Source organism: Streptomyces sp. PKA51, assembly GCF_057552455.1.
On record NZ_BAAJPZ010000004.1, the window covers coordinates 358,321 to 380,674 of the forward strand.

21 protein-coding genes are annotated in these 22,354 nt (G+C 72.8%); 10 read left to right on the forward strand and 11 right to left on the reverse strand.

Going from position 1 to position 22,354, the window contains the following annotated elements:
* Positions 1 to 5: 5 nt before the first annotated feature.
* Both AC27L3_RS08795 and AC27L3_RS08800 read right to left on the reverse strand, forming a co-directional pair.
* Complete coding sequence (locus AC27L3_RS08795) at positions 6 to 1,271, reverse strand: CynX/NimT family MFS transporter (protein ID WP_487233421.1); 1,266 nt, start codon at positions 1,269 to 1,271, stop codon at positions 6 to 8.
* Between the two features lie 49 nt (positions 1,272 to 1,320).
* Positions 1,321 to 2,031, reverse strand: coding sequence for a FadR/GntR family transcriptional regulator (locus AC27L3_RS08800; protein WP_487233422.1), 711 nt, complete (start codon positions 2,029 to 2,031; stop codon positions 1,321 to 1,323).
* An 89-nt stretch (positions 2,032 to 2,120) separates the two neighbouring features.
* On the opposite strand from AC27L3_RS08800, the gene AC27L3_RS08805 reads away from it, so the two are divergent.
* Positions 2,121 to 2,846 carry a rhomboid-like protein gene (locus AC27L3_RS08805; RefSeq protein ID WP_487233423.1) on the forward strand — a complete coding sequence of 242 codons (726 nt, stop codon included), beginning with the start codon at positions 2,121 to 2,123 and terminating at the stop codon, positions 2,844 to 2,846.
* Here AC27L3_RS08805 and AC27L3_RS08810 read toward each other — a convergent pair.
* The 9 genes from AC27L3_RS08810 to AC27L3_RS08850 all read right to left on the reverse strand — a co-directional run bounded on the left by AC27L3_RS08810 (position 2,788) and on the right by AC27L3_RS08850 (position 12,752).
* Entirely contained in the window at positions 2,788 to 3,594 is an 807-nt protein-coding gene (locus AC27L3_RS08810) for an HAD family hydrolase (RefSeq protein WP_487233424.1), read from the reverse strand. The genes AC27L3_RS08805 and AC27L3_RS08810 overlap by 59 nt on opposite strands.
* Entirely contained in the window at positions 3,591 to 4,868 is a 1,278-nt protein-coding gene (gene serS, locus AC27L3_RS08815; protein WP_344433100.1) for a serine--tRNA ligase, read from the reverse strand. The genes AC27L3_RS08810 and serS overlap by 4 nt, the downstream gene beginning before the upstream one ends.
* A gap of 566 nt (positions 4,869 to 5,434) precedes the next feature.
* On the reverse strand, positions 5,435 to 6,382 hold the full coding sequence (gene pheA, locus AC27L3_RS08820; RefSeq protein ID WP_344433101.1) for a prephenate dehydratase: 948 nt from the start codon (positions 6,380 to 6,382) through the stop codon (positions 5,435 to 5,437).
* 357 nt (positions 6,383 to 6,739) lie between these two features.
* Positions 6,740 to 8,053 (reverse strand): iron uptake transporter deferrochelatase/peroxidase subunit, encoded by a 1,314-nt coding sequence (gene efeB / locus AC27L3_RS08825; protein ID WP_487233425.1) that lies wholly within the window; start codon positions 8,051 to 8,053, stop codon positions 6,740 to 6,742.
* The gene (locus tag AC27L3_RS08830) at positions 8,053 to 9,918 is read right to left on the reverse strand and encodes a copper resistance CopC/CopD family protein (protein WP_487233426.1); all 1,866 of its coding nucleotides are present in this window, start codon (positions 9,916 to 9,918) and stop codon (positions 8,053 to 8,055) included. Before AC27L3_RS08830 ends, efeB begins: the two co-directional genes overlap by 1 nt.
* Before the next feature lie 7 nt (positions 9,919 to 9,925).
* Positions 9,926 to 10,402: a copper chaperone PCu(A)C gene (locus tag AC27L3_RS08835; RefSeq protein ID WP_487233427.1), complete on the reverse strand. Its 477-nt coding sequence runs from the start codon at positions 10,400 to 10,402 to the stop codon at positions 9,926 to 9,928.
* Positions 10,402 to 11,058, reverse strand: coding sequence for an SCO family protein (locus AC27L3_RS08840; protein ID WP_487233428.1), 657 nt, complete (start codon positions 11,056 to 11,058; stop codon positions 10,402 to 10,404). The genes AC27L3_RS08835 and AC27L3_RS08840 overlap by 1 nt, the downstream gene beginning before the upstream one ends.
* A gap of 32 nt (positions 11,059 to 11,090) precedes the next feature.
* A complete protein-coding gene (locus tag AC27L3_RS08845; protein WP_487233429.1) occupies positions 11,091 to 11,843 on the reverse strand; it encodes a YcnI family copper-binding membrane protein in 753 nt (250 codons plus the stop codon).
* Positions 11,844 to 11,948: 105 nt separating this feature from the next.
* Entirely contained in the window at positions 11,949 to 12,752 is an 804-nt protein-coding gene (locus tag AC27L3_RS08850; protein WP_487233430.1) for a hypothetical protein, read from the reverse strand.
* 214 nt (positions 12,753 to 12,966) lie between these two features.
* Here AC27L3_RS08850 and AC27L3_RS08855 point away from each other — a divergent pair, with 214 nt between their 5' ends.
* The 9 genes from AC27L3_RS08855 to AC27L3_RS08895 all read left to right on the forward strand — a co-directional run bounded on the left by AC27L3_RS08855 (position 12,967) and on the right by AC27L3_RS08895 (position 22,352).
* Complete coding sequence (locus tag AC27L3_RS08855; RefSeq protein ID WP_365965072.1) at positions 12,967 to 13,446, forward strand: ATP-binding protein; 480 nt, start codon at positions 12,967 to 12,969, stop codon at positions 13,444 to 13,446.
* 480 nt (positions 13,447 to 13,926) lie between these two features.
* Positions 13,927 to 15,030, forward strand: a complete 1,104-nt coding sequence (locus tag AC27L3_RS08860; protein ID WP_487233431.1) for a 50S ribosomal protein L11 methyltransferase — start codon at positions 13,927 to 13,929, stop codon at positions 15,028 to 15,030.
* A gap of 17 nt (positions 15,031 to 15,047) precedes the next feature.
* Positions 15,048 to 16,466: an iron-containing redox enzyme family protein gene (locus AC27L3_RS08865; RefSeq protein WP_487233432.1), complete on the forward strand. Its 1,419-nt coding sequence runs from the start codon at positions 15,048 to 15,050 to the stop codon at positions 16,464 to 16,466.
* Positions 16,454 to 16,828, forward strand: coding sequence for a Rieske 2Fe-2S domain-containing protein (locus AC27L3_RS08870; RefSeq protein WP_487233433.1), 375 nt, complete (start codon positions 16,454 to 16,456; stop codon positions 16,826 to 16,828). Before AC27L3_RS08865 ends, AC27L3_RS08870 begins: the two co-directional genes overlap by 13 nt.
* A gap of 130 nt (positions 16,829 to 16,958) precedes the next feature.
* Entirely contained in the window at positions 16,959 to 18,224 is a 1,266-nt protein-coding gene (locus AC27L3_RS08875) for an ATP-grasp domain-containing protein (protein WP_487233434.1), read from the forward strand.
* Positions 18,221 to 19,504: an MDR family MFS transporter gene (locus tag AC27L3_RS08880; protein ID WP_487233435.1), complete on the forward strand. Its 1,284-nt coding sequence runs from the start codon at positions 18,221 to 18,223 to the stop codon at positions 19,502 to 19,504. The genes AC27L3_RS08875 and AC27L3_RS08880 overlap by 4 nt, the downstream gene beginning before the upstream one ends.
* A 4-nt stretch (positions 19,505 to 19,508) precedes the next feature.
* Positions 19,509 to 20,465 carry an alpha/beta hydrolase gene (locus tag AC27L3_RS08885; protein WP_487233436.1) on the forward strand — a complete coding sequence of 319 codons (957 nt, stop codon included), beginning with the start codon at positions 19,509 to 19,511 and terminating at the stop codon, positions 20,463 to 20,465.
* Positions 20,452 to 21,747, forward strand: a complete 1,296-nt coding sequence (locus AC27L3_RS08890) for an ATP-grasp domain-containing protein (RefSeq protein ID WP_487233437.1) — start codon at positions 20,452 to 20,454, stop codon at positions 21,745 to 21,747. The genes AC27L3_RS08885 and AC27L3_RS08890 overlap by 14 nt, the downstream gene beginning before the upstream one ends.
* Complete coding sequence (locus AC27L3_RS08895; protein WP_487233438.1) at positions 21,744 to 22,352, forward strand: LysE family translocator; 609 nt, start codon at positions 21,744 to 21,746, stop codon at positions 22,350 to 22,352. The genes AC27L3_RS08890 and AC27L3_RS08895 overlap by 4 nt, the downstream gene beginning before the upstream one ends.
* Positions 22,353 to 22,354 lie beyond the last annotated feature (2 nt).

Here is a 22,354-nt window from a genome sequence, read left to right on the forward strand (position 1 = left end):
GGCACTCAGATCTTCCGGTTCCGCCCGGCTCCCAGGCCGAGGAAGAGCAGGGCCGCGCAGGCGCCCAGGAGAAGCGCGACCGGCAGCGCCCAGCCGCCGGTCGCCCCGTACACCCACCCGATCGCGAACGGCCCGACTGACGCCAGCAGGTAGCCCCACGTCTGGGCCATGCCCGACAGCCGTGCCGCCGTGTGGGCGTCGCGCGTCCGCAGCACCATGAAGGTGAGGGCGAGTCCGAGCAGTCCGCCCTGGGCCACGCCCATGAGCGTGGCCCAGACCCATGCCCCGGCGACCGGGGCGGTCAGCAGACCCGTCAGGCCCGCGGCCAGCAGCGCGACGACGCCGACGGCGAGCAGGCGCTGGTCGCGCATGCGTCCGGCGAGCAGGGGCACGAAGAAGGAGCCGGCCATCTGGGTGAGGGTGTAGAAGGCGTAGACGATGCCGGCCTGGCTCTTGCTCATGCCGTGGTCGGTGAAGATCGTCGGCATCCAGGCGATGCACACGTAGGCCACCAGCGACTGCGTGCCCATCATCAGCGTGACCTGCCAGGCCAGCGGTGAGCGGCTCAGGCGGGGTCCGGCCGCCGCGGGGGCCGGGGCGGTGTGCGGCCCGTTCCCGCGGCCGGCGCGGCGTACGAGCACGGCCTGCGGCAGCCAGAGCACGGCGGCCACGGCGGCGAGGACGGCCCAGGAGGCGAGGGAGCCCTGCCAGCCGCCGAGGGCGTCCTCCAGCGGTACGGCGGAGGCGGCCGCTCCGGTGGCACCGAGGATCAGCGTGGTGGAGTACAGGGCGGTCATGCCTGCCGCGCGGTCGGGGAAGTCCCGCTTGACCAGGCCGGGCATCAGGACGTTGAGCAGGGCGATGGCGGTGCCGACGAGGGCGCAGCCGACGAAGAGCGCGACGACCGGCGGGGTGACGCGCAGCAGGATGCCGCCGCACAGCAGGGCGAGGGCCGCGCACAGGACGGTCTCGGTGCCCCAGCGCCGGGCGAGGCGGGGGGCGGCGATGGAGCCGAGGCCCATGAAGACCAGCGGGATGGTGGTGACCAGGCTGGAGGTGGCGGCGGTGAGGTGGAAGTGGTCGCCGATCTCGCTCATGAGCGGGGAGACGCCGGCGAGGGCGGCGCGCATGTTCAGCGAGGCCAGGACGATGCCGGTGAGGACGAACGCGGGGTGGGCGAGCAGCCGGCGCCGCGCGGCGGCCACGGGGGGCGCGGGGGCGGCCTGTTCCTCGGCGTCGATCAGGGGGGTGCCGGGCCTCGGCTCGGGCATGGGGGTGCCTCCAGGGGTGGTGCGATGAGGACGTGCGGAAGGGGGCGGCTCAGTCCTCGGCGAGCAGGGACTCGACGGCCTGTTTGGGGCGTTCGAGGAGCGTGCGGGCGGCCTGCCCGGCGGCCTCGGGGTCGCCGGAGGCGATGGCCTCCATCAGGGCGTGGTGGTCGCCGTGGACGATGCGCGGCATGTCGCGGTCGCCGAGGGCGGTGACGAGGGCTTCGCGCACGGAGCTGCTGAACCAGGCGTACGTCGCGGTCAGCGCGGGGTTGTGCGCGGCTTCGACCACGGCCCGGTGGAAGGCGACGTCGTGGTCGGCGTACAGCTCCAGGCGGCCGGAGTCGGGCTGCCCCTCGGGGTCCTCGTAGGCGGTCTGGGCGTCGAGGGCGGCGCGCATCCGTTCGATGTCGGTGCTCTCGTGCCGCAGGGCGGCGAGGCGGGCGGCCTCGGTCTCCAGGGCGATGCGCAGTTCGAGGACGTCGCGGATGCCGGCGCGCTGCAGGCCGCGGACGATGTCGGCGGGGTCGGCGGTGGAGACGACGAAGGTCCCCTCGCCCTGGCGTGAGCGGAGCATGCCGGCGTGGACGAGGACGCGTACGGCCTCGCGGACGGTGTTGCGCCCGACCTGCAGCTGTTCGGCGAGGGCGTGCTCGGTGGGGATGCGCTCGCCGACGCGCCATTCGCCGGCGGCGACCTGGGCGCGCAGCTGTTCCACGACGGTGTCCACGAGGGACTGGCGTCCCGCCGCTCGCAGGGCCATCGGTGTCCTTCCGCAGGGGGTGAGCAGTCAACCGGTTGCCCAGTCATCCTACAACTGCGTCCCACAGGTGGCGCCGCTACCGTCGAAGGGTGAACCTCCACGCGAACCCCGACGCGCTCCGCGCCGGGATCCGCACCTGGATCCGCACCTCGCCGGGCACCCACATCTGGCTGCTGATCATCGGCATCACCAGCCTGGTCGTCGCGTCGGCCAGCGAGGGCCTGGAGACGTTCCTGCTGCACCGCACCAGCAGCAACATCCACGAGCTGAACAAGCACCCGCTGCAGTCCCTGCTGATCAGCGGCTTCTGGATCGAGAGCCCGTCGTCGTTCCTGCTCTACGCCGCCCTCTTCGAGATCGTCCACGCCAACGTCGAGCGCTGGATCGGCAGCCTGCGCTGGCTGCTCACGGTCGCCGCCGCGCACATCGCGGCCACGCTGATCAGCCAGGAGGTGCTGCTGCTGGCGATTCAGAGCCATTCGGCGCCGCGCTCGATGAAGCACGTTGTCGACATAGGCGTCTCGTACGGCCTCGCCGGTGCCGTGGGCGTCCTCGCCTACCGCGTCCCGCGGCCCTGGCGCTGGGGCTACCTCGTGGGGGCGGTCGCGTTCTTCGGCGTACCACTGGTGACCGGCGGGACGTTCACGGACGTCGGGCACGCGATCGCGCTGGCCATCGGGCTGGGGTGCCGGCCGCTGACGCGCGGACGGCCGCCGTGGTCCTGGGAGGGGCCCACGGCGGCCGTACGGGCGGTGCTCAGCCGAACAGGCGCTCCAGGACGACGGCGATCCCGTCCTCGTCGTTCCCGGCGGTGACCTCGTCGGCCACGGCCAGCAGCTCCGGGTGGGCGCCCGCCATGGCCACGCCGTGCGCGGCCCAGCCGAACATCGGCACGTCGTTGGGCATGTCGCCGAAGGCGATCGTCGCCGCGGCCGGTACGCCCAGGCGGCGTGCGGCCAGGGACAGGCCGGTGGCCTTGCTCAGGCCCAGCGGCAGCAGCTCGACGATGCCGGAGCCCGCCATCGTCACGCCCACCAGGCCGCCCGCGACGCCGCGGGCGGTCTCGGCGAGGGCGTCGTCGTCCAGGTCGGGGTGCTGGAGGTAGAGCTTGTTCAGCGGCGCCGCCCACAGCTCGGCCGCGTCGGTGATCGGCACGGTCGGCAGCGGGCCCTCCTGGACGCGGTAGCCGGGGGCGACCAGGAGGTCGCCCTCCAGGCCCTCGCGGCTGGCCGCCAGGTACAGCGGACCGGTCTCCGCCTCGATCTTGGCCACGGCCAGCGCGGCCAGCTGCCGGTCGAGGGTCACCGAGGTCAGCAGCCGGTGCTCACCGGCGTGGTAGACCTGCGCGCCCTGGCCGCAGACGGCCAGGCCCCGGTAGTCCAGCGCGTCGAGGATGTGCCGGGTCCAGGCGACGGACCGGCCGGTGACGACGAGGTGCGCCGCACCGGCCGCCGTGGCCCGCGCCAGGGCGGCGCGGGTGCGCTCCGAGACGGTCTCGTCGGAGCGCAGCAGCGTCCCGTCGAGATCGGTCGCAATGAGTCGGTACGGAAGCTCGTGGCTCACTTACCGACCGGCTCCAGGAGCTCCCGGCCGCCCAGGTACGGGCGCAGGACCTCGGGCACGCGCACCGAGCCGTCGGCCTGCTGGTGGTTCTCCAGGATCGCCACGATGGTGCGCGGCACGGCGCACAGCGTGCCGTTGAGCGTGGCCAGCGGGCGCACGTTCTTGCCCTCGCGCATACGGACGGACAGGCGGCGTGCCTGGAACTCGTCGCAGTTGGAGGTCGAGGTCAGCTCGCGGTACTTGCCCTGGGTCGGGATCCAGGCCTCGCAGTCGAACTTGCGCGAGGCGGAGGCGCCCAGGTCGCCGGTGGCGGTGTCGATGACCTGGAACGGCAGCTCCAGGCTCGTCAGCCACTGCTTCTCCCACTCCAGCAGGCGCGCGTGCTCCGCCTCGGCGTCCTCCGGCGCGATGTACGAGAACATCTCGACCTTGTCGAACTGGTGGACGCGGAAGATGCCGCGGGTGTCCTTGCCGTAGGTGCCGGCCTCGCGGCGGAAGCAGGGCGAGAAGCCCGCGTACCGCAGCGGCAGCTTGTCGGCCTCGATGATCTCGTCCATGTGGTACGCGGCGAGCGGCACCTCGGACGTGCCGACCAGGTAGAAGTCGTCCTTCTCCAGGTGGTAGACGTCCTGCGCGGCCTGGCCGAGGAAGCCCGTGCCCTCCATGGCGCGCGGCTTGACCAGCGCCGGGGTGAGCATCGGGGTGAAGCCGGCGGCGGTGGCCTGCGCGATGGCGGCGTTGACGAGGGCGAGCTCCAGGAGCGCGCCGACGCCCGTCAGGTAGTAGAAGCGCGAGCCGGAGACCTTGGCGCCGCGCTCGACGTCGATGGCACCCAGCGCCTGGCCGAGCTCCAGGTGGTCCTTGGGCTCGAAGCCCTCGGCGGCGAAGTCGCGGGGGGTGCCGACGGTCTCCAGGACGACGAAGTCGTCCTCGCCGCCGCGCGGCACGTCGGGGTGGACGAGGTTGCCGATCTGCAGCAGCAGGCGCTGGGCCTCGGCCGCGGCCTCGTCCTGCTCGGCGTCGGCGGCCTTGACGGCGGCGGACAGCTCGGCGGCCTTCTGCAGCAGGGCGGCCTTCTCGTCGCCGGTGGCCTTGGGGATCTGCTTGCCGAGCGCCTTCTGCTCGGAGCGCAGCTCGTCGAAGCGGACGCCGGACGACCTGCGCCGCTCGTCGGCGGAGAGCAGTGCGTCGACGAGGTCGACGTCCTCTCCACGGGCGCGCTGGGAGGCGCGCACTCGGTCGGGGTCCTCACGGAGCAGGCGAAGGTCAATCACCCCTCCAGGCTACCGTCGTGGGCCGCCGCCGCTCGACGCGATATTCCTTTTGATGGCGATTTGCCCGAATCAAGCCGCGTGAATGAACGGTATTCGGGGGAGGCGGAAAAACGCCTGTGGCTTGTGTGCGGCATGGTGACGGTACACGCCGGAATTCCCGGAAAGATGCCCACGGTGGGCCGCCGCTGCGTTGTCCACAGGAGCATGGGCTTCCACTTCATTGTCCACAGGGTGTGCGGGAAATCTGTGGATGTCGGAATCAAGCCTTCCGGCTCTTCCGTCATTCATCAGGGTTTCCTCGTGTAAACCTCTGCGCGCCACTCTTTGGGGTGGCGTTCCCTCCCTCTAAAGGGTTGTTCGAGGCATTTCGGTGGACCGGGGGCTGGGGATCACCGGAAAGAGGGGCTGTGGACGGACGGCGTGACCCCTCGGAGTGATTTGTCGAGCGGTGACCGTTTCGTGCGGATTTCCCGGGCTCTCGATCTGTCGACTTATCCCCAGGTCGAGAAGTGCCTGTGGATAACTCTGTGGGTAACCGCGACCCGGGTCCCGGCGGGCCCGGCGGCTCAGGTACGCCCGTCCTGGCAGCGCGCCAGCCACTCGGCCGCCGCCACGAAGTCACCGTCCGAGGTGCCCGCCCGGGGCGGCACCACGGCACCCGACAGCTCGTCCGGGTCGACACCCGCACGCGGGTACGAACCCAGGAAGCGTACCTTCGCGCACGTCCGCTTCAACCCCATCAGGGCCTCCGCTACCCGGCGGTCGGTGATGTGGCCCTCGCAGTCGACGGAGAAGCAGTAGCGGCCCATGCCCTCGCCCGTCGGACGCGACTCGATCCGCATGAGGTTCACCCCGCGCACCGCGAACTCCTGCAAGTACTCCAGCAGGGCGCCCGGATGGTCGTCGCGCTGCCACATCACCAGCGACGTGCGGTCCGCCCCCGTCCGCGCCGCCGGCCGCGCCGGGCGGCCCACCAGCACGAAGCGGGTCTGCGCGTTCTGCGCGTCGTGGATGCCGGTCACCAGCGGCTGCAGTGCGTACGTCGCCGCCGCGAACTCCCCCGCGAACGCGGCGTCGTAGCGGCCCTCGCGCACCAGCCGCGCACCGTCCGCGTTGGACGCAGAGGACTCCCACACCGCGTCCGGCAGGTGCGCCGCCAGCCACTTGCGCACCTGCGGCTGCGCGACCGGGTGACCGGTGACCGTCTTGATGTCCTCCATACGGGTGCCGGGGCGCACCAGCAGCGCGAAGGCGATCTCCAGCAGCACCTCGCGGTAGATCATCAGCGGTTCGCCGGTGGCGAGTTCGTCGAGGGTGGCGGTGACGCCGCCCTCGACGGAGTTCTCGATCGGCACCAGCGCGGCGGCCGCGTCCCCGCCGCGGACGGCGTCGAGCGCGGCGGGCACGGAGACCATGGGCACGAGCTCACGGGTCGCGGCCTCGGGCAGCGTGCGCAGAGCGGCCTCGGTGAAGGTCCCCTCGGGCCCGAGGTACGTATAGCGAGTGGCCGGCATCACGCGGTTCTCCTCCGGAGGGGTGCGCCCAATTGCGGGCTGCCCACGATAGCCGGGGCCACCCCCGCGCCCGGGGGCGTGCCCCGTCAGGGGCGCGGGGCTGTGCCGATCTGCGGCTGCCGCCGCGTGGGCGCGACAAACCACGACGCGCCCGCAGACGGAGGGCCGGGCCCAGGCCGTGTCCGGCGTGCCCCGTAGGGGCGCGGGGAACTGCGCGATCAGCCGGCGACGGCCTGCAGCTGACACACCACCCCGGGGTCCGGGCGACCTGCGGGCACGTCGTGGCTTGTCGCGCAGTTCCCCGCGCCCCTACGGGGCGCCGCGGCGGCCGCGTGACGAAGATCCGCCGGACAGGCTCTAACCCTCCAGCAGGCGCTGCCCCACGTACTCCCCCTCCGCACACCCACCCGGCACCGCGAACAGCGCACTCGCCTCGTGGCTGAGGAAGCGGGACAGCCCGTCCCCGCGGTCCAGCTTCCGCTGCACCGGCACGAACCCCTTCATCGGGTCCGCCTGCCATGCGACGAACAGCAGGCCCGCGTCCGGCGCCCCGTCGTCGCGGAAGCCGTCGTGGTAGGAGAAGGGCCGGCGCAGCATGGCCGCGCCGCGGTTCGAGGCCGGGGAGGCCACGCGGATGTGGGCGTCGCCGGCGATGGCGAGGGCCCCGTCGGGTCCGACCTTCTGGAGGTCGGCCGGTGTGGTCTCGGAGCCGCCGGACAGCGGCGCGCCGTCGGACTTGCGGCGGCCGATGATCCGTTCCTGGCGTTCCAGCGAGAGATGGTCCCAGCTGTCGAGCAGCATGCGGATGCGCCGGATGACGGCGTAGGAGCCGCCGGCCATCCATGCCTCCGCCGCGCCGGCGCCCGCGTCGCGGCCGTCCGGTACGAAGACGTGCTTGTCGAAGGCGGCGTCCGACGGCTTGGGGTTGTTGGTGCCGTCGATCTGGCCCATGAGGTTGCGCCCGGTCATGGGGTGGGACGTGGCGCCCGGTGTGCGGTTGAAGCCGTTCATCTGCCAGCGCAGGCGCGCGGTCTCGCCGGCCTTGCGCTGCAGGAGCCGCAGGGCGTGGAAGGCGACGAGGGCGTCGTCGGAGCCGATCTGGATCCACAGGTCGCCGTCGCTGCGCTTGGGGTCGAGCGCGTCGGCGCTGAAGGACGGCAGCGGTTCGAGTGCCGCGGGGCGGCGGTCGGTGAGCCCGGTGCGGTCGAAGAAGCTGTGGCCGAAGCCGAAGGTGACGGTCAGGGCCGCGGGGCCGGCGTCGAGGGCGATGCCCAGGTCGTCGTCGCGGGGGGTCTCGCCGGACATGAGGTCGGCGGCCGTGGTGGACCAGCGGCGCAGCAGGGCCGCGGCGGCCTTGCGGCCGCTGCCGGGGGCGAGGTCGAAGGCGACCAGGTGGGCGTGGGCCTGGGCCGGCTGGACGATGCCGCTCTGGCGGGGGCCGTGGAAGGGGTACTTGGTCGACCCGATCGAGGTGAGGGGGTCGGGTCTGCCTCCGACCGCCTGGGCGCCGGCGGCGCCGGCTCCGGCGCCCACGACGAGGGCGCCGGCGCCGACGGCTCCGGCGGTGCCCAGCAGCCGGCGCCGCGAGACGGCGGCAGGCCCGGCGGCGGGGGGCTCGGAGGACGGACCGGAGGGGGAGCCGGCGGTCTTGGTACCAGTCGTGTCAGCCATCAGGTGATCTTCACGTTCTCGATCTCGGTGACCTGGTCGATGTCCGAGGTCCGTACGGTCAGGGACAGCTGCCAGTCGCCGGCCATGGGCACCCGGAATCCGGTGGCCCGCCACTGTCCGGTGGACTGACGTTCGAGCGTGGCGTGCAGGGGACCGATCCGTTTCGCCTTCTCGGTCAAGGACAGTGTCAGCTCGGGGACGTCCGCACGGCGGCCGGAGTCGTCCGTCAGGGTGACGGTCACCGTGGTGGCCCCGGCGCGGGCCGGGTCCAGGGTGACCAGGGCCGTGCCGCGGCCGCCCTTGCCGCCGGTGTCGTAGGGGATGCGCACCTCGGCCGGCGCGGCGGCCGCCTGTCCGGATGCCGGCCGGCCGCCGGCCTGCCGGGTCTCGGCCTCGGCCCGCCCGGGCTGAGTGCTCGTCAGGAGGGTGGTGACGGCCAGCAGGACGGCGGCGACGGCGGCCTCGGCCAGCACCGCGCGCCGCAGCCCGGTGCGCGAGGTGTCGGCGTCGCGCGCCCGCCGTCCGGCGGCCTTCTCCTGTGCCGCCCGCTGCCGGGCGAGCTGGGCGGCCCGTACCGGATCGGCGGCCGGTGCCGTGGCGGCCGGCCGGGCCGGCGTCCGCCGTGCGGTGGCGGCGCCGTCCGTCAGGCGTCCGGTCCAGCGGCGCGACACGGCGGCCAGGGCCACCATGAGGACCACTAGTCCAACTTTGACCAGCAGGGTCCGTCCGTAGGAGGTGCCGGTCAGCGCGTCGAAGGAGCCGAGCTGCCGCCACGACTGGTAGACGCCGGTCGCCACCAGGACGCACACCGAGATGAAGGCGGCCCGTGAGAAGCGCAGTACCGCCGCCCGCCCGACCGCCGCTCCCGACCACAGCGCGGCCAGCAGGGCGGCGAGCCCGCCCAGCCACACGGCCACGCCCAGCAGGTGCACCACGTCGACCGGCATGGCCAGCCACGCCTGCACGCCCGCGGAGGCGTGCTCGGCCAGGGCCCACGTCGCCGCGAGGCCCGAGGCCACGACGGCACCGCCGGCGCCCAGCCCGTACGCGACGGCCCGGCCGCGCTCGACGGGGCCGTCCTCGCGCGCGAAGCTGCCGAACAGCACGGCGAGGAAGACCGCCGCTGCACTCAGCAGCAGCAGGCGCGACAGCAGCGCCACGCCCGGCTTCGTCGCCAGGACGCCGGTCAGCAGCGACAGGTCGGCGACCGCCCCCAGTCCCTTGCCGCCGGTGTACGCGCCCCGCAGCAGCAACAGCGCGGTCGTCGAGGCGAACAGCGCGACCCAGCCGCCGACCGCGACGCGCTGCACGGCCCGCGAGGCACCGCACAGTCCCGCGAACAGGCAGCCGCCCACGAGCAGCACGAAGCCGCCGTACGCCGCATAGCGGCCGATGCCGTAGAAGGCGGAGACCGCCGCGTCGGTGTGCTGTGCCACCGAGTCCACCGACACCGTGGTCGCCGACGGCGCGCCGATCGAGAAGGTGAAGGCGCCGGCCACCGGGTGGCTGTCCGCCGAGACGGCCTGCCACGCCACGGTGTACGTGCCGTCGGCGAGCTGCCCGCGCAGGGCGACGACCGCCGTCTCGGAGCGGCCGTCCGCGTGGTGGGGCGCTCCTTCGTCGACGCGCCCGCCCCGCGGGTCGAGGACCCGTACCGAGTCCGCGCCCAGCAGCACGCCCTCCGAGAAGGTGAGCGTGACCTGGCGGGGCGCGGTGGCCGCCACCGACCCGTCGGCCGGGTCGGTGGCGGTCAGCGCGGCGTGCGCCGAGGCGGGGGTCGCGCCGAGCGTGAGGGTGCACAGCAGCGCGGCGAGCAGGGCGCCGAACAGCGCCCCGGCCCGCCGGGCCGTACCCGTCCTGCTCATCGTCGCGTCAGCCCGCCGGACGGTACGACGCGCTCTGCACCGGCACCTTGACGGTGATCGGCGCGGAGTCCGCGAAGTGCAGCGTGAACTCCACCTTCTCGCCCACCTGCGGCTTGTGGCCGAGCTTGCCGAGCATCAGGTGGGTGCCGCCGCGCGAGAGCGCGAGCTTGCCGTTGGCGGGCACCTGCAGCTGCGGGGCGTGCTTCATCTGCGAGCCCTCGGTGGTGTGCAGGGTGACGTCGGAGGAGAGCGGGCTGGTGACCTTGGTCAGCGTGTCGGCCTTGCCGCCGTCGTTCTCGACGGTGAAGTAGGCGGCGGCCATGTCGTCCATCGCCGGCTGCGGCATGTAGGCGCCGCTGACGGACAGCTCCGGCTTGTTCGAGGACAGCGCGTCCTTCTCCGACTGGCAGCCGGTGACCATCAGCAGGGCGCCGGCGACGACGAGCGGCAGGGCGGCGGCGGTGAGGACGGTGCTCTTGCGCATCACGGGTTCTCCCCCTTGACGATCTTCGGGAGATCCTTGGCGTACTGCTCGGACGTGGTGGACGTGGTGTAGATCCAGTGGCCGGCGTCGTCCTTCGGCGAGAAGCCGACGACCTCGGCGCCGTGGCTGACGGTCACCGAGCCGTCCTTCTCCTTCTTCGGCTTCTCCACGAGGATGCCCAGCGGCTTGGCCGCCGCCTGGATCGTGTCAAAGTCGCCGGTCAGGCCGACGATGTCCTGCCCGCCCTGGGCGTCGAGCCACGTGCGCATCCGCTCGGGGGTGTCGCGCTCGGGGTCGGTGGTGACGAAGACGACCTGCAGCCGGTCCTGATCGGCCTTGGGCAGCTTCTTCTCGGCGGCCGCGACGTCGGAGATCACCGTCGAGCAGACGTCGGGGCAGTAGGTGTAGCCGAAGTAGAGCAGGACCGGGCGGCCCTTGGTCTCCTTGACCAGCTCGTACTTCTTGCCGGAGGTGTCGCTCAGCACGAGGTCGGGCTTGGCCTTCGGCGTGTCCAGGGTGATCGCCCCGGTCTTCTGCGGCTCGGCGGAGACGTCCGCGGCGGGCTTGTCGCCGCCGTCGCCGGATCCGCCGCCGCAGGCGGTGAGGGTGAGCGCGGCCGCCACGGCGAGGGCCGCGCCCAGGAGCTTGGTGCGCATGGGTGCTTCTCCAGGAAGTCGGTGCTGCTCGGTCAGGCGGCGGTGCGGCGGCGACCGGCCAGCACGCCGAAGGCCACGCCGGCCGCGCCGACGACGATGCCGGCGATGCCCAGGGCACGGGCGGTGCCGTCGCTCGCGTCCTTGTCGCCGTCGGCCGCCTCGGCGGTGACGCCGCCCTTCGCCTCGTCCTTCTTGTCGGCCTTGTCGTCGTGCGAGTGGCCGCCCGCCGCGCCGGCCGTGCCCTTGGCCACGAGCTTGAGGACCGGGGCCGGGTGCTCGGGCTCCTCGCCGCCCGGCTTGGACGGGTCGATCCAGCGCACGACCTCGTCGTCGGAGTAGGTCTGCAGCGCCTTGAAGACCAGCTCGTCGGCGTCGGTGGGCAGCTGGCCGACCGACAGCGGGAACTGCTGGAACTGCCCCGGCTCGATCTTGCCGCCGGTCCAGGTGACCTTGCTGACGGCCTCGTCGATGGTCTTGCCGTGCATCTGCAGCGGCTTGTCGAGCTTGGTCTTCTCCACCTTCACCTCCCAGCCCGGCACGGCCTGCGGCATCACGGAGGCCAGCGGGTGCTTGGGGTCGAGGCTGAGCTCGAGCTTGACCGTGGAGGCGTTGTCCTTCTCGTTGGGCACCTTGATGTTGATGGTGCTGTAGCCGCCCTTCTCGGCGGTACCCGGCTGCACGCCGACGTGGGCGAAGGCGGGGCCGGAGAGCAGCAGCAGGCTGCCCGCGGCCAGGCCGGCGACGAGGGAGGTGCGGGCGGCGAGCGGACGACGGGACGCGGTCATGGGAGGACTCCGATCGATGGCAGGAGGGAAAAAGGGGTGGCGCGCGTGCGGCGACGGCGCGAACGGCCCCTTTCCCGCCCTGCGGGCGGCGGTGCGTCGCGTCGGTCAGGCCGCGAGGGCGCAGGCCGGAGGTCCCCGCCTGATCACGAAGTGCTGGAGCTCCGGTTCCCGGGCCGGGCGCTCGTCGTCGGCCGCGCTGCGGCGCCGTACGACGACGGGGGCCTGCAGGGCCCGTACGCGCACGCGCACCAGCGCGAGGGCGGCGCGCAGGGCGCCGAGCAGCGCGGCCCCGGCCAGCTGTCGGGCGGGGCCGGCGGACAGGCGCACCAGCCGCCACAGTGCCGCTTCGCCGCGCCGCAGCAGCCAGCCCAGGGCGACGGCGGCCAGCAGGTGGCCCAGGACCATCGGCAGCGAGGGCAGCAGGGCGTGCGCGAGCGAGGTGTGACCGGTGCCGGGCGCGGCCGCGCCGGTGGCGGGTGCGGCCAGGGCCGGGTGCACCGCGGGGTCGAGACCGGCGTCGGTCACGACGCGCCGCGCCTCGGCCGCGGACAGCGGCCGCTGGTCGCACAGCAGCTGGCCGGCGAAGTCGATGAGACGGCCCTCGTGGCCGCCCCGCCCGGGGGCGGGCATCGCGCCCGCGCGGGCCTGGCCGAGCCCGAAGAGGGCGTGCAGCGCGAGCTGGCCGACGGCCAGTGCGGCCGCGATGCCCGGCAGCGAGCGTTCCCGCCCGGCCAGTGGCACGGCCACCGCGAAGACCAGCGCGCAACCCGCGGCCAGGGTCCACAGCGGTACCCCGGCGCAGGACGCCAGCACGTGCCCGCCCGCGGACAGCACGACACAGACCGCGGTGAACACCGCGGCCCGGGTCAGTCGCAGATCGGCGCCGGCGCGCGCGACGGGTTGAGGCATGGCTGCGCCATCATCCCACCGCCTCCGGGCGATCTAGGAAGCAGGGTGCCCGGCCTGCGCACGGGTCCCGCGCGCTTCCACGACCACTCCCTTACACGATTTCACCCACTCGGCGCGTCGGCCGAATGAGGGGACTCACAGGGCCGACAGGCTTACCGGGCGCGTGGTGCGGCTATAGGTATCGGTATGTCGAGCCGCAGCCAGGAGGCTGAGCATGAGCATTTGGTGGTCACTCCACTTGCGGCGCGAGGCCGCGAGCGTTCCGCTCGCAAGGCGGCTGCTGATCGGTGCCATGGAGACGGCCGGCGTCGACCCCGAGACCTCGTACGACCTGGCCATCGCCTTGAGCGAGGCGTGTGCGAACGCCGTCGAGCACGGGGGTGACGCATCGTCCGGCTACCGGGTCACCGCCGTGATCGACGGCGACACCTGTCGTATCGAGGTGACCGATTCGGGACCAGGGTTCACCGATCCCCGCAGGCGCGCCGCCCGCACGGCCCGCGCCACGTACACCAAGGCCCCGGCCGGCGTTCACGAGGAACACGGCCGGGGTCTTTATTTGATCGCCTCCCTCACGGATCACGTGCGGGTGCGCAACCGGCCCGGCAGAGCCGGTGCGGTGGTGAGCTTCGACAAGATCCTCAAGTGGCGGGACGGCGCCCCGCCGGCGGGCGCCCTCCTCCAGGCCTCGTAGGGCGAGCCCCGTAGGGGCGCGGGGAACTGCGCGACAAGCCACGACGTGCCCGCAGACGGGGTGCCGAGCTTCGCCCCGGCGCGTCGGCCGCAGGCCGCCCGTGGCTTGTCGCGCCCCCGCGGCGGCAGCCGCAGATGGCACTGCCCCGCGCCCCTACGGGGCGCCATGGTGGCCGACGTCACACCGCCGGCCGCGCCGCGCGCGGCGGTCGCCGGCGCCGCAATCAACCGGCGCGGCGCGGCGGAATCTGCCGCCTTGTGACCGCCGGTACGCCCTGCTCGCGTCCGCCCAGGTCACCGCACTGTGTCCATGTCAACCGCGCGGTAGGAACTGCCGTTCGCGGTGAAGACGCGCTGCAGATCGGCTTCCCCCTTTCCTCCGTACGGTCGCAGTGCGGGGGCGCCGAGATCTTGAAGGTCGACAAGGCCGGCCTCGCACCACGGTCGACCCGGCGAGAAGGCGTGAGGAGCAGTGGTGCACATGCAGCAGGCACATGTCGGAGAGATCGAAGAGATCGGAGAGATCGCGGCGTCCTGGGCGGGTGCCGGACCGGGCGGCGCGAACACCTCGCCGAACAGTCCGCAGCACCGCCTGCTGGTGGCCTCGCTGCAGTCGCTGGCCCAGGAGATGAGCGAGATCGCCGAACAGGCGTCCTCGCTCCTGCGGGGCCCGGCGGACGGGCTGTCCACCGATTCGGACGCCTTCGCGCGCATCGCCCGCCGGACGGTGCCGCGCTGGCACTTCCCCATGCTCAACGACGCCGAGCGCAACGACGCCCTGGTCACCGCCATGGAGCGGGTGATCCCACCGGGGGCGAGCGTGCTGGACATCGGCTCCGGCAGCGGGCTGCTCGCCATGGCCGCGGCCCGGGCCGGCGCCCGCAAGGTCGTCACGTGCGAGATGAACCCGCTGCTGGCCGAGGTCGCCCGGCAGGTCGTCGACGCGCACGACCTGTCGGGGACGATCACGGTGATCGGTAAGCCGTCGCACGAGCTGGAGGTCGGCAAGGACCTCGACGGCCCGGTGGACGTCCTGGTCTCCGAGATCGTCGACTGCGGCCTGATCGGCGAGGGCCTGCTGCCCTCCGTGCGGCACGCCCGCGAGCACCTGCTGGCCCCGGACGCCGTCATGCTGCCCACGAGCGCGCGGCTGATCGGGCAGCTGGTGCACAGCGAGGCCGCCGTGAAGCTCAACCAGGTCGCCATGGCCGACTCCTTCGACGTCTCGCTGATGAACACGCTGGCCACCCGCGGGCACTTCCCCGTACGGCTGGGCACCTGGCCGCACCGGCTGATGTCGCACGCCGACCGCGTCCTGGAGTTCGACCTCGTGCACGACCCGCTGGAGGCGGGCGAGCGCCCGGTGTCGCTGACCGCGACGGACGACGGCGAGGTCCACGCCCTGGTGGTCTGGTTCGAGCTCGACCTGGACGACGGCATCACGCTGAGCAATTCGCCCCGCAACACCACGTCGCACTGGATGCAGGGGTGGGTCCCCTTCGAGAAGCCGGTGCCGGTCAAGGCGGGGGAGCAGGTCCCCTTCCGCCTGCGGTGGAGCGACTTCCAGCTGAGCGTGCACCTCTGAGGACAAGGGAGCGAGTAATGAGTCACGTCCCGCAGCACATACCGTTCGAACTCAGTGGCAAGGAACTGCGCGACGCCGTGGTGCAGTACGCCACCAACCCCATCTACCTCGACAACGAGGACTGGCTGAACCACGACAACCCCTACCGCCGCCAGCTGCGCCCGCAGGTGCTCCCGCACCTCGACTTCGACGCGGTGCCGGGCCGGGCGAACGTCCTCGACTACACCAGCCTGGCCGTGAACCGCCTGCTGACCAGCATCTACGAGGCCGATCTCGTCTTCTTCCCCAAGTCCGGCCTCAAGGGCAAGGAGGAGGACTTCCGCGCCTTCTACAGCCCGGGCAACCGGGCGCTGGGCGAGCGGATCCGCCCGGCCCTGGAGCGCTACGCCTTCGGCTTCCTCGACGAGGAGGTGGAGACCTCCGGCACCTGGACGACGGAGAGCCTCGACAGCTACCTGGACTCGCTGGTCATGGAGAGCGAGGAGGAGCAGTCGCCGTTCGAGCGCACCATCACCGGCTCCGCCGATCCGGAGCGCGCCGCGCGGATGTGGCTGGTGCAGTTCGCACCGGACTTCCTCTCCGAGGCGTCCCCGATGATGCGCAATGTGCTCGGCTACTACGGCAGGGCCCAGTCGGAGTGGTTCAAGGTCGTCATCGACGAGTACGGCTACGGGGTGCACGAGACGAAGCACAGCACCCTGTACGAGCGGACTCTGGAGTCGGTCGGCCTGGAGTCGGATGTCCACCGGTACTGGCAGTACTACCTCAACAGCAGCCTCCTGTTGAACAATTACTTCCATTACCTGGGCAAGAACCACGAACTCTTCTTCCGCTACGTGGGCGCCCTCTACTACACCGAGAGCTCGCTGGTCGACTTCTGCCGCCGGGCCGACCGGCTGCTGCGCGGCGTGTTCGGCGACACGGTGGACACCGAGTACTTCACCGAGCACGTCCACATCGACCAGCACCACGGCCGCATGGCCCGCGAGAAGATCATCAAGCCGCTGCTGGAGGCGCACGGCGAGGGGATCATCCCGGAGCTCGTCCGCGGCATCGAGGAGTACCGCCTGCTGCTGGAGATCGGCGACCACGACTTCGCCGAGCAGATCCGGTGGATGGACGACCAGCCGGAGCTCAAGAAGCTCCACGGTCCGGTCTTCGAGGGCATCCGGCAGGGCCGGGTGCAGGCGCCGGTCGCCCACTTGGTCGAGCCGCGCGGCGAGTTGTCCAACACCCACTGCCACGACGGCGACGAGCTGTGCCACATCGTCTCCGGCACCATGCGCTTCGAGAGCGGGCTCGGCTCGTCGCTGACCCTGCAGGCGGGCGAGGGCGTCGTGATCAGGCGCAACCGGCTGCACGGCGCCGACATCCTGTCCGAGGAATGCGTCTACGAGATCCACTCCGTGGGGGACTACCGCGCGTGCCTGTCGTGACCTTCCCCGTCGCCGGACGGGACAACTGCGTCGTCGTCGCCGGCACCCCGTACGTCTACGCGACGGTGGCGGGCCGGGGGTTCGTGATGCGGGCCCGGTGCCCGCACCGCGGCGGCCCCCTGCACCTGGCCGCCCCCACCGCGGACGCCGTGCGGCTGGTGTGCCCGTGGCACGAGATGAAGACGTCGGTCGCGCGGCTGCGCGCGGAGATCCCCGCGGTCCGGGTGGGCGGCACGGTGACCGCCGTCTTCCCCGACCGGCCCGCCGCCTGGGGCACGGACCCGGCGGCGGAGGGGGAGGCCGGGGTGAGGCGGGAACACCGGACCCTGGCACCGGAACTGGCGGCCCGGTGCCCCCTTTGACCCCCGCCGCACCACGGGAGGGGGCCCGTGCAACGGCAGCGGCCGATCCGGTGTTTCAACCGGTGACCGCCGAATGCGCGCAGTGGGGGCACCTCCCGCGGCCGCACCGGCCGCAGGAGCGATTCGAGACGTGAGGGAGCGGAACATGGGGTGGGACGGCGAGAAGCCGCTGTTGCTTCTGGTGGGCAGCAGCAGCCGGCGCAGCAGGGAGTTCATTCTCCAAGCGGTCGCCCGGCGGTATGCGCTGTGGCTCCTGCAGCCCGCGGAGGTGACGTGGGAGCGGCCGTACGTCGTCGGCAGCACGATCGTCGACAACACGCGCCCGGAGCCGCTCGTCGAAGCCGCCCGCCGCGTGGCCGCCGAGCACCCGGTGGCGGGCATGTTCTGCTACGACGAGGGGCTGATCGCCCCGGCCGCGCACATCGTGCAGGCCCTCGGGCTGCCGGGCAACAGCCCCGAGGCCGTCACCGCCTGCCGGGACAAGCTCGCGGGCAGAACGGCGCTGGAGCGGGCCGGTGTGGCCCAGCCGGTCTCGATCGGCGTGCGGTCGCAGGCCGAGGCCGAGGCCGCCGCGGAGAAGATCGGCTATCCCGTCGTGCTCAAGCCGCGCGGTCTCGCGGGCAGCCTGGGCGTGCGCAAGGCCGGCAGCGCCGGGGAGCTGGCCGACGCCTACGCGGCCGCCGCGGGCGCCTCCTACCCCGGCGTTCCCGTCTACGACGTCTCCGTGCTGGTCGAGGAGTTCGTCGACGGGCCGGAGATCAGCGTCGACTCCGTCTGCTTCGAGGGCGAGTGCACCCCGCTCGTCGTCGCGCACAAGGAGGTCGGCATGGCGCCCTACTTCGAGGAGATCGGCCACGAGGTGGACGGCGCCGACCCGCTGCTGTCCGACCCGGTGCTCCTCGACGCCCTGCGGCGCAGCCACGCCGCGCTGGGCCTCACCACCGGCGTCAGCCACACCGAGTTCCGCCTGACGCCCGACGGTCCGAAGCTGATGGAGGTCAACGCCCGCCTCGGCGGCGACATGATCCCCTACCTCGGGCACCTGACCACCGGCGTCGACGTCGCCCTCGCGGCGGCGGACGCGGCCGCGGGCCGGCGTCCCGACACCACGGTCCGGCACCGCAAGGCGGCGGCCGTCCGCTTCCTCTACCCCGAGCAGGACGTCGAGGTGGAGGCGGTGACCGTCCACGAGGAGCGGTTCACGCCGTCGATCCACAGCGCCACGGAAATGGCGGATGCCGGGGCCGTGCTGCGCCTGCCGCCCCGCGGGTACATCTCCCGCTACGGTCGCGTTGTCGCGCTCGCCGACTCGGTGGAGCAGGCGCGGGCCGCGCTCGCCGACGCCCCGCGGATCGTCGAGCTCAAGGGCCGGCCCCTGGAGGGCCCGGCCAGATGACCACGACCGGACAGCCACCCGCTCCCGCGCCGAAGGCCGCCAAGCCCTCGGTCATGCAGACGCTGCGGGGCATCCCCGGGCCCATCTGGCTCGTGCTCGGCGGCATGCTCATCAACCGGCTGGGCAACTTCCTGCAGATCTACCTGGTGCTCTACCTCACCGACAAGGGCATCTCCGCCACCGACGCGGCCTTCGCGCTCGGTGCCTACGGTGTCGGCACGGTGGTGGGCGTCCTGCTGGGCGGCTCGCTCTCCGACCGGCTCGGCTACGCCCGGACGATCGCGGGCTCGATGGCGCTCGCCGGAGCGCTCACGCTCAGCCTGGTCTATCTCACCAGCCTGCCGCTGATCGTCGTGGTGGCGGCCCTGATCGGCGTGGTGGCCCAGGCGTACCGCCCGGCCTCCTCGGCGCTGCTGGTGGAGCGCACGCCCAAGGAGCACCACGTCATGGTGTTCGCCATCTACCGCATGGCGTTCAACCTGGGTACGACCATAGGCCCGTTGCTCGGCGCGCTCCTCATCAGCTACTCCTACGACCTCATCTTCTACATCGAGGCGGCGGCACAGATCGGCTTCGCCCTGTGCGCCCTGGTGCTCACCCGCTCCGGGGACCGCACCGGGGCCGTCACGGCGGAGGAGGACGCCCCTGTCCGGTCGTATGCGGCAGTGGTGCGCGACCGGCGGTACATGCTCTTCCTGCTGGCCCTCTTCCTCAACGCGCTGGTGTACATCCAGCACACCTCCGCGCTGCCGCTGCAGCTGAAGTCCGACGGGTACGGCACGACGTTCTACTCGACGCTGCTGTCGCTCAACGCGATCATGGTGATCGCGCTGGAGCTGCTCATCACCAAGTACGTGCAGCACCTGCCCGCCAGGATCGCGGTGGCGCTGGGCATCGGGCTGGTCGGCGTCGGGATGAACCTGTACGTGGCGGGCACCGGGATGGCGATGTTCGTCGTGGCCACCGTGGTGTGGACGGTGGGCGAGATGATCGGCACCCCGAGCGCGTCCGCGTACCCGGGGCACGTCGCCCCGCCGCACCTGCGCGGCCGGTACATAGCGGCAGCGGCCTTCCCGTTCCAGATCGGCTACGCGATCGGCCCGGTGGCGGGCGTCGCGGTGTGGTCGGCGTCGCCCGCGGCCACCTGGTGGATGTGCGGCGCGCTGACGGCGGTGGCCGTGGCCGCCACCCTGACCGGCATGACCGGGCCGCGCGCCGGCGCGGACGAGGAGACCGACGCCGGCGCCGAGCCGGGCCGTCACGACGCGAAAGCGAGCTAGGCGCATGGCCTACGCAGAGGGCATCGAGGAGTTCGTGGCGACGGTCGACCGCGCGCTGCCTCCCGACTTCTACACCTATCCCGTGGAGCGGCAGCGCGCGCTGTACGACGGGCTCACCGAGGTGCTGCCCGTCCCCGTGCCCGAGGGCGTCCGGCACCGCGATGCGACGGTCTCCCACGAGGGGCGCACGGCCCGGGTCCGGGTCTACGAGCCGGTCGAACGCACCGGCAGCGCTGTGCTGTTCTACATACGCGGCGGCGGGTTCGTCATCGGCTCGCTGCACAGCCACCACAGCCTCGTCGCCGAACTGGCCGCCCGCACCGGCCTGGTGACCGTCGCCCTCGACTTCGGCACCGCGCCCGAGCACCCCTTCCCGGGTCCCGTCGAGGACTGTTATGCGGGGCTGTGCGGCACGCTCGCCGGTCTGCCCGCGCTCGGCCTCGGCGGGCTCGACCCCGCTGCGGCGGTGATCTGCGGGGAGAGCTCCGGGGCGAACATGGCGGTGGTGCTGTCGATGATGACCCGCGACCGCGGCGGCCCGCGCCTGCGCGGCCAGGCGGTGATCAGCCCGGTGCTCGACTTCACCCGCTGGCGGCAGGGCGGCGAGGACGCGCCGCTGCTGTCCGGGGGCGAGATGGAGTTCTACACCGGCTGCTACTGCCCGCGGCCCGGCCAGGCCGAGGATCCGTACGTCTCCCCGCTCCTGGGCGGCGCGTTCCACGAGCTGCCCCCGGCCTACGTCGTGGGCTGCGAGATGGACTCGCTGCGCGTGGACGCCGAGAAGTACGCAGGTCTGCTGCGCGAGCACGGCACCCCTGTGGAGTACGTGATGGAGGAGGGCATGGTGCACGCACCGGTGCGCGCCCGCCGGGTCAGCCGACCCGCGGGGGAGTTCTTCGCCCGCTACTGCGCGGCGGTGTCCGCCCTGGCGGCGGGAGGTGCCGGCCGTGACCACGCCTGAGCACCGCACGGGGTGGGGACAGGGCCCCTGCGTCGTCGTCGACCCCTACTCCTCGGGTGCGCTGTTCGCCGAGGCCCTCGCCCGGCACGGCATTCCGGCCGTGGCCGTGCTCACCGGCCCGCAGCCCCCGGAGGCCTATGCCTCCTCCTTCCGCCCGCAGGATTTCCCCGACACCGTGGTGTACGAGGGTGATCTTGATGCGGTCGTCCGGCAGTTGGCCGGCCGCGCGCCGCGGGCCGTCGTCGCGGGCTGCGAGTCGGGCGTGGAGCTGGCCGAGCGGCTGGCCCCGCTCCTGGTGCCCGGCCGCTGCAACGTGCCGCACCTGGCCGAGGCGCGCCGCGACAAGAGCCGCATGGCCGAGGCCGTCGCCGCGGCCGGGCTGCCGGTCATCCCGCAGATCTGCACCGCCGATGCCGGCGAGGTGCAGGAATGGCTGGAGAAGGAGCGCCTCCAGGGCGCGGATCTGGTGCTCAAGCCGCCCAAGAGCGCCAGCACGGACGGTGTGGTCAAGTTGCCGGGCGGCGCCGACTGGCGGGCGGTCTTCGAGCGGCAGCTCGGTCGCGTCAATCAGTTCGGCGAGGTCGACGACCGCCTGATCGTGCAGAAGTTCGTCACGGGCACCGAGTACGTGGTGGACACCTTCAGCCACGACGGTCGGCATTCCCTTGTCGACGTATGCGCCTATCGAAAGGTCGACAACGGCCCGCACATGGCCGTCTACGACACGATGCGCTGGCTGCCTCCGGACGACGCGGCGGTCGCGGGCCTCACCGAGTACGTCTTCGGCGTCCTGGACGCCGTGGGCATGCGGGTCGGTGCGGCCCATGTGGAGGTCATGGGCACGGCGGAGGGGCCGGTGCTCATCGAGCTCGGGGCCCGCCCGCACGGCGGCGGCCAGCCCCGGTTCAACCGCAACGCCACCGGTGACAGTCAGATCGACCGTACGGTGCGCTGGCTGGCCGGGGAGGAGCCGCCCCGGGGGTACACCCTGCGCGCCCACCAGATGTGCGTCTTCCACATGGCCCGCCGGGCCGGGACGGTGCGCAGCACGGCGCCGCTGGAGGCGATACGCACCCTGCCCAGCCACCACTTCTCGGTGCTCAACCTCTCCGACGGCGACCGGATTTCCCTCACCAAGGACCTGGTCGACAGCCTGAACTTCGGCTTCGTGATCCTCTCCCATCCCGAGGAGGAGCAACTGCTGGAGGACTACGCCACGGTCCGTGCGCTCGAGGAGCGCCTGGTCGTCGAGGAGGAGTCGTCGACGCGGTCGCCTTCGTGACCAGCTCCCTGCTGGTGATCATGACGCCGGGGCCCGACCTCGCCCTGATCACCCGCCTGGTGCTGGGCGGCACCCGCCGGGCGGCGGCCGCCGCCGCGATCGGCATGATCGCGGCGGGGGCCGCCCAGGCGGCCCTGGGCGCGGCCGGTCTGGCCGCGCTGCTGACCACACGGCCGCAGCTGTTCACGGCGTTCCGCTGGGCGGGGGCGCTCGTGCTGGTGGCCTGGGCCGTCCTCGCCCTGCGGTCGGCGCTGCGCCCGCCCGCGCCGGCGGCAGCGGCGCCCGGGCCGGCCGCCGGGCGGGGGCCCGGGGTGCGACTGGCGTTCGCCCAGGGGTTGGTGTGCACGGGCTCCAACCCCAAGGTGGGCCTGTTCCTGATGGCCTTCCTTCCGCAGTTCGTGCCCGCGGGGGCGGACCCCGCGGCCGGGGTGGCGGTGCTGGCCGCCTGCTATCTGGCCATGGGGCTGTGCTGGCTCCTGGTGTGGATGCGGCTGGTGCACCGGCTGGCCCGCTTCCTGCACTCCCCGCGGGCGGCCCGGTTCACGCATGGGGTCACCGCCGCCGTCTTCGGGACGTTCGCCGTGCGCCTGGCGCTCGGCGGCTGACC